At 62.9% G+C, this 6,845-nt stretch carries 6 protein-coding genes and 1 tRNA gene; 3 read left to right on the top strand and 4 right to left on the bottom strand.

Translation table 11 applies throughout. From position 1 onward, the window contains the following. Window positions 1-52 precede the first annotated feature (52 nt). Window positions 53-129: transfer RNA gene (locus FNJ84_RS20030), tRNA-Met, on the top strand. A gap of 386 nt (window positions 130-515) precedes the next feature. Here FNJ84_RS20030 and FNJ84_RS20025 read toward each other — a convergent pair. After that, window positions 516-1,262: a FadR/GntR family transcriptional regulator gene (locus FNJ84_RS20025; protein ID WP_255471330.1), complete on the bottom strand. Its 747-nt coding sequence runs from the start codon at window positions 1,260-1,262 to the stop codon at window positions 516-518. 177 nt (window positions 1,263-1,439) lie between these two features. Here FNJ84_RS20025 and FNJ84_RS20020 point away from each other — a divergent pair, with 177 nt between their 5' ends. Together FNJ84_RS20020 and FNJ84_RS20015 are read left to right on the top strand one after the other, a co-directional pair. Then, complete coding sequence (locus FNJ84_RS20020; protein WP_143794952.1) at window positions 1,440-2,588, top strand: mandelate racemase family protein; 1,149 nt, start codon at window positions 1,440-1,442, stop codon at window positions 2,586-2,588. A 37-nt stretch (window positions 2,589-2,625) separates the two neighbouring features. Beyond that, window positions 2,626-4,221, top strand: a complete 1,596-nt coding sequence (locus FNJ84_RS20015; protein WP_143794951.1) for an ABC transporter substrate-binding protein — start codon at window positions 2,626-2,628, stop codon at window positions 4,219-4,221. 47 nt (window positions 4,222-4,268) lie between these two features. Here the strand turns inward: FNJ84_RS20015 and FNJ84_RS20010 are convergent, their stop codons facing one another. Genes FNJ84_RS20010 through FNJ84_RS20000 form a run of 3 tightly spaced genes read right to left on the bottom strand, consistent with a single transcriptional unit; the run spans window position 4,269 to window position 6,845 of the window. Beyond that, the gene (locus tag FNJ84_RS20010; protein ID WP_143794950.1) at window positions 4,269-5,282 is read right to left on the bottom strand and encodes a dienelactone hydrolase family protein; all 1,014 of its coding nucleotides are present in this window, start codon (window positions 5,280-5,282) and stop codon (window positions 4,269-4,271) included. Then, entirely contained in the window at window positions 5,260-6,006 is a 747-nt protein-coding gene (locus FNJ84_RS20005) for an ABC transporter ATP-binding protein (protein ID WP_143794957.1), read from the bottom strand. The genes FNJ84_RS20010 and FNJ84_RS20005 overlap by 23 nt, the downstream gene beginning before the upstream one ends. Next, window positions 6,006-6,845 carry an ABC transporter ATP-binding protein gene (locus FNJ84_RS20000; RefSeq protein WP_143794949.1) on the bottom strand — a complete coding sequence of 280 codons (840 nt, stop codon included), beginning with the start codon at window positions 6,843-6,845 and terminating at the stop codon, window positions 6,006-6,008. The genes FNJ84_RS20005 and FNJ84_RS20000 overlap by 1 nt, the downstream gene beginning before the upstream one ends.

Genomic DNA, 6,845 nt, shown 5'->3' with positions numbered 1-6,845 from the left:
TCTCTCTGAAACGATGAAATACCTGCGCATACTCAATTGTCTGCGCAATTGGCGCGGGGTAGAGCAGCCCGGTAGCTCGTCAGGCTCATAACCTGAAGGTCGTAGGTTCAAATCCTACCCCCGCAACCAAAAAATACCCTAAAATCAAACGCTTGGATGCAGACTGAAATAGTCGGGTACCCCAACCCCCGTTTTACATCAACGCCACATCAACGTTTGCAAAGACGGGTGGCAGGTAACCGTTCGGTCTGACCGCTCTGCCAGGCTCTGATGGTTCCGGTTAGTGTCCACCAAGAATAGTGGACACCATGGGTGCTTGAACGACGCGTCGGACAAGGGGCGGTTCTGGACGGGTGAGGAAGAGCGGTCGATCTGTCAGCAGACGGCGGCGCCGGGTGTTTCGGTTGCGCAGGTGGCACGGCGTTACGCGCCGGGGGCATCAACCTCATCGCTTACTAATTTCCTTTAGATCGGGGAGAATACCAACGGGACGGATACGACGTGCTGGCCGATGCTTATGTATGCGGATGTGCCAACGTATTCCGCAACAGGTCGCGATAGCGGTCGAGGCTGCCTTTCAGATGTTCCTTCATCGCTGCTTCGGCGCGATCGGGTTCGCTCATCAGGATGGCGTCGATGATATTGTTGTGTTCCTCGACCAGCTTCGGGTTCGGAACATAGGCGCGGGGCGTGCCTCCGCGGGCCTCCAACTCGACCCGCGGGGCGAGGCCGGGGCGGATCAGTGTCAGGAATTCCGGAAAGCGCTTGTTCTGCGACGCCTCGGCGATGGCGTAGTGAAAGGCGAAATCGGCCTCGCGCGTCGAGACGCCGGTGTCGAAGCATTTCGCGACCTCCTCATTTGCGCGCACGATGGCGTCGATCTGGGCGCCGGAACGGCGCCTCGCGGCAAGGCCGGCGGCGGAGATTTCAAAGGCCGATCGCAGCTCGAACAGTTCGATCACGCCAGACAGGCGCTCGGTGTCCAGATCGGAAAAGGGTTGATGCGACTGCGTCGCCGGATCGAGCGCATAGGCGCCCGAACCCTTGCGCGTTTCGATCAGCCCATCGGCGCGCAGGCGTGCGAAGGCCTCGCGCACGACGGTGCGGCTGACGCCGTGGCGCTGCGTGAGTTCCGATTCGCTCGGCAAGCGGGCGCCGGGCGGAAATTCGCCCGCGATGATCGCCCGGCGCAGATCGTCGGCGATCAGGGCGACCCGCGTTTGAGCGCGGGGGAGAACGGGATCCAGGGTCGTTTTCGGCAAGGCTGAAACCGGATTTGTTAGACAGATCTCATATGTAGCGGATTGTCTGCCGGGCCGTCCAGACCTCGTTAGACGTGATCTGTTAGACATACCGTCAAATCATCCTTGACGGAATCGCCGAATCTGTCATACAAGATGTTATACAGATTATATTGATGCCGCTGCGAGGGAAGCAAAGTGATCATAACCGACGTATCTGCGCGCGTATTCCTGCACACGACCCGGCGGCATTCCGACACTGCGGGCCATGCCCATCCGGGTGAGCCGCATCAGGTCCAACAGGGTATCCTGACGATCCGAACCGAAGACGGGCACGAGGGTCACAGCTTTGCTCCGCCCGAGGTGATGCGCCCGCATGTCTTGGACAAGTTCGTGCGCAAGGTGCTGATCGGACAGGATCATCGTGATCGCGAAAGGCTGTGGCAGGAGCTGGCGCATTGGCAGCGCGGATCGGCGGCGCAACTGACCGACCGGACGCTAGCGGTGGTCGATTGTGCGCTGTGGGATCTGGCCGGTCGCAGCCTCGGCCAACCTGTCCACAAGCTGATCGGCGCCTATCGCGACAAGATCCCGGCCTATGGCTCGGTCATGTGCGGGGACGAGTTGGAGGGCGGCCTTGCCACGCCTGAAGACTATGGCCGCTTTGCCGAGACGCTGGTCAAGCGCGGCTATCAGGGGATCAAGCTGCATACCTGGATGCCGCCGGTCAGTTGGGCGCCGGATGTGCGGATGGACCTCAAGGCTTGCGCCGCCGTGCGCGAGGCGGTGGGCCCCGATATCCGCCTGATGATCGACGCCTTCCACTGGTATTCGCGCAGCGACGCGCTGGCGCTTGGGCGCGGGCTGGAGAAGTTGGGCTTCGACTGGATTGAAGAGCCGATGGATGAGCAGTCCATGTCCTCCTACAAATGGCTGTCGGACAATCTGGACATCCCGGTCATCGGCCCCGAAAGCGCCGCGGGCAAGCATTGGCACCGCGCCGAATGGATCCGGTCCGGCGCCTGCGACATCCTGCGCACCGGGGTCAACGATGTCGGCGGCATCACTCCGGCGTTGAAAACCATGCACCTGGCCGAGGCTTTCGGCATGGACTGCGAGGTGCATGGCAATACCGCGATGAACCTGCATCTCACCGCCGCCGTCAAGAATTGCCACTGGTATGAACGCGGTCTGCTGCATCCGTTCCTGGAATATGACGATGGCTTCGACTATCTGAATTCGCTTTCCGACCCGATGGATGCGGACGGTTTCGTCCATGTCCCCGACCGGCCCGGTCTCGGCGAGGATATCAACTTCGATCATATCGAGAACAACCGCGTGGCATGACGCCGCGCACAAAGGGCACACACCCGAGGGAGGAATTATGAAACAACTGCTTGCAAGCGCCGCTCTGGCGGCTTTGTTGGCCGGGGCGACGCCGGTTCTTGCCGAAACGCCCGAGGATCAGTTGATCGTCGCGTTCAACATGAACAACGTGCTGACCTTGGACCCCGCCGCGATCACCGGCGGTGAAACGGTGCAGATCCTCAATAACGTCTATGACGCACTTGTCGAACTGGACCCGGAGACGCATGAACTGATGCCGCGCCTTGCCGAAAGCTGGGAAATCGCGCCCGACAATGCCTCGGTCAAATTCACATTGCGCGAAGGTGCGACCTTCGCATCGGGCAATCCGGTCACGGCCGAGGATGTGGCCTACAGCTTCCGGCGCGCACTGACGCTGGGACAGGCGCAGGCGTCGAAACTGGCCAGCCGCGGCTATGACCCGGCGCAGGCCGACAGCTATTTCGTGGCCGAGGATCCGCGGACATTCGTGCTGAACATCCCGCAACCCGACGACCCGCGCCTGTTGATGATGCTCCTGGCCGAGGCCGGGTACGGTTCCATCCTGGACAGCAAGCTGGTTCAGGAGAACGAGACAGATGGCGATATGGGTCAGGCCTGGCTGTTGAATAACTCGGCCGGTTCGGGCGCCTATGCGCTGAACCAGTGGCGCGCGAATGAATTCGTCATCCTGACCCGCAACGATGCCTTCTGGGGCGATGCGCCGACGATGACGCGCGTGCTGATGCGCCACCTACCGGAATCGCAGACCCAGCGTCTGGGGATCGAGCAGGGCGATTTCGACGTCGCCTTTTCGCTGGCCGCGCCAGACCTGAAGGCACTGGAGGCTAACCCCGAAATCACCGTGGAATCGGTGCCGAGCGCGGGCTTCTATTACCTCGCGGTGTCGATGAAGGATGAACGCTATGCCAATCCCAAGGTCCGTGAGGCGCTGCGCTACCTGATCGACTATGACGGCATCAACAATGCCATCATGCCCTATTTCGGCGTCAAGCGTCAGCGCGGGATCAACAGCTTTGTTTTCGCGGCCATGCCCGATCCGGGCTATGCGCTGGATGTGGAAAAGGCGAAATCCCTGCTGGCCGAGGCGGGCTTTCCCGACGGGTTCGAAACGACGCTGCGCGTGATCTCGACGCAGGAATTCCTGGATTCGGCCACCGCCATTCAGGGCACACTGGCGCAGGCCGGCATCAAGGCCGAGATCATCACCGGCGATGGCGGCCAGATTTATGGTGCCATGCGCGAACGCAGCTTCGAATTGCTGGTCGGTCGTGGCGGCGGCGGGCAGCAGCCGCACCCGGACAGCAACCTGCGCGCGATGGCCTATAACCCGGACAATGCGGACGAAGCGCAACTGACCAACTTCCAGAACTGGCGGACCAGCTTCTATGACGAAAAGCTGAACGGGATGATCGAAGCTGCCCTGATCCAGTCGGACTACGACACCCAGGTCAAGGCCTATGAGGATATCCAGAACTACCTGGAAAACGACACAGTGATGTCGATCCTGCCCTTCTCGGAACGGGTGGTGACGGCGGCCTTCCGCAACGATGTAGAGGGCGTCGTCGTGGATCCGTGGGTCAACCGGTTCGAGGATGTCGTGAAGACGCGCTGACGTCCCCCCGCAAATCTGAAACGCGGCCCGCGAACCGGGCCGCGTTTTCATGTCAGGTGAAGGCGCAGAAAGGCTGTGGCCTGTTCGATAATGGCTGGCGGGCAGCTATGGGCGTGGTCGTGAAAGCCGGTATCGGGGGGCGGGCCCCCGGCGGCCTCGGCAATCGCGGCAATACGTCCCCAGGCAGCGTTTACGCCGTCCTCGGGCATGTGCCGGTCGCCGCGACCGGATCGGAAGAACAGCGGCCGGTCAGCGGCCAGCCCGGCCAGATCGGGGAAATCGGCCCGGTGGTCGATGCCGGGATGCAGGAAGGAAAAGGCCGAATGCCCCTGCAAAAGCGGGGCGCCGGGCCGCATCATTGACTCGCGCGTGGCCATCCAGCTGACCGAGGCCGCCGCCGCGACATGCGGGCTGATCGCGGCCAGCTGCCAGGCGCGATAGCCGCCGAAGGAAAAGCCGAAACAGCCGATCCGTTCGGCGTCGATACCAGGTTGCCGGGCCAGCCAGGCGGCGGCCTGCGCGTCTTCGGCGGCGATGATGCCGGCAAGGCTCCACCCCAGGGCGATGGCATTCGCGGCAAGCGCCTGCTGGGCCGGATAGCCGCCGGCAAAGCGCGCGCCGAAGCCGATGGCGTCAAGGCACAGCACCGCAAAGCCGGCATCGCGCAACGCCTCCGCCACGGCGATGCCGCCATAAAGCTGGTCGCGCGCGGGTTGGCTTTCGGGCAGATCAAACAGCTTTTGCCAGCCACTCTCGAACGCACCGCCATGTTCGTGCAGCAGCAGCACCGCCGGATGCGGGCCCGGGCCGTCCGGCAGCAGAAAGCGCCCGTCCGCCTCGGCCCCGGTGGCAAAGCGCAAGCGGATGGCGGTGCCAACGGCGTGGCCCTCGGCCGGGCTGTCATGGGGGGGCAGCGTGGCCAGCCAGGCGCTGCGCAGCCTGTCGTGCCACGGGGCGAATTCGTCGCCCTTCCGAAAGGCAAGATCGTGGTCGAGGCCTGCCAGACGGTCGGCCAGAAAGGGCGGCAAAAGCGGGTCGTCAGACGGCGCGTTCGTATTCAAGACTGGCCCCGATCAGCTCGCGTGAATAGGGCTGGGTCGCCGTGCCTTGCGTGATCGCCTCTCGCGACAGGATTTCGACGATATGCCCGTGCTGCATGATCGCGAAACGGTCGCACATGTGGTCGACCACGGCAAGATCGTGGCTGACCATCAGATAGGTAAAGCCCTTTTCCTTCTGCAGCCGGACCAGCAGGTTGAGCACCTCGGCCTGAACCGAGACATCCAGCGCCGAGGTCGGCTCGTCCAGAAACAGCAGATCGGGTTCAAGGATCAGCGCGCGGGCGATGGCGACCCGTTGACGCTGACCGCCCGAAAGCTGGTGGGGATAGCGGTCCAGAAAATCGACCGGCAGGCCGACATCGCGCATCGCTTGCGCCATCCGCTCGGCCCGGTCGCCGATGCCGTTGACGCGCAGCCCTTCCTCCAGCGCGCTGCGGATCGAATGGCGCGGATGCAGCGATCCGTACGGATCCTGAAACACCATCTGCAAGGTGCGGCAGCGGTCGCGGACCGGCATTTCACGGACGTTCCGACCGTCGATTTCGACGGTGCCGCTCCAGCTGTCGTTCAGCATCGAGGCGCAGCGCAGGATCGTCGATTTGCCCGACCCGGATTCGCCCACCAACCCGAAACATTCCCCGGCCGCCACCTCCAGCGACACCTCATGCAGCACTTGAACGGCCCCGAAACTGACCGAAAGGTTGTGGATCGACAGCGGTTTCATCATACGGCCTCCTGCGGGTTCACCCAGCTTGCCTCGCGTTCCAGCACCGGCAACGGCGCGCGCGATCCGCCGATACGCGGCTGCGCGGCCAGCAGGCCGCGTGTATAGGGGTGGCGGGCATTGTCCAGATCCTTGGCGTCCAGCGTTTCCACCAGCCGCCCGGCATACATGATCAGCACGCGGTCGCAGAAGGCGCGCACAAGGTTCAGGTCGTGACTGATCATGATCAGCCCGATCCCCTTGTCGCGCACCAGCCCGTCAAGGATCTGCAACACCTGCAAGCGCACCGTGACATCCAGGGCCGAGGTCGGTTCGTCCGCGATGACCAGATCGGGGCTGGTCAGCAGCATCATCGCGATCATGACCCGCTGACCCATCCCGCCCGAGACCTCGTGCGGGTAAAGGTCATAGACGCGTTCCGGATCGCGGATATGGACCTGCTCCAGCATCTCGATGGCGCGGGCCTTCGCCTCGGCTTTCGAGCATTTCATATGGGTGCGATAGGCCTCGGATATCTGGTGGCCGCAGCGCTGAATCGGGTTCAGCGAGAATTTCGGATCCTGAAGGATCATCGACATACGCTTGCCACGGATCTTCAGCATCTGCGCCTCGGTCGCGGCCAGCAGGTCCACATCCTCGAACTGCATCCGGTCGGCAGTTATGGTGGCGGTGTCGAGCAGCCGCATGATCGCCCGCCCGACCGTCGATTTGCCGGACCCGCTTTCGCCGACGATGCCCAGCCTTTCGTGGCCGAGGGTAAAGCTGACATCCCGCACCGCAGGTTTCGGTGCGCCGCCATAGCGGATGGAAAGGTTCTGAACGTCCAAGATCGGGTCCAT

Source organism: Paracoccus sp. M683, from assembly GCF_007096355.1.
Taxonomy (GTDB): domain Bacteria; phylum Pseudomonadota; class Alphaproteobacteria; order Rhodobacterales; family Rhodobacteraceae; genus Paracoccus.
Note: the sequence above shows the minus strand (reverse complement) of the source record. Positions and strands in the feature narration are given on the sequence as shown.

Coding starts and splice junctions, on each gene's coding strand:
- FNJ84_RS20015 (WP_143794951.1), top strand. CDS start 2,626: ATGAAACAACTGCTTGCAAGCGCCGCTCTGGCGGCTTTGTTGGCCGGG.
- FNJ84_RS20005 (WP_143794957.1), bottom strand. CDS start 6,006: ATGAAACCGCTGTCGATCCACAACCTTTCGGTCAGTTTCGGGGCCGTT.
- FNJ84_RS20000 (WP_143794949.1), bottom strand. CDS start 6,845: ATGGACCCGATCTTGGACGTTCAGAACCTTTCCATCCGCTATGGCGGC.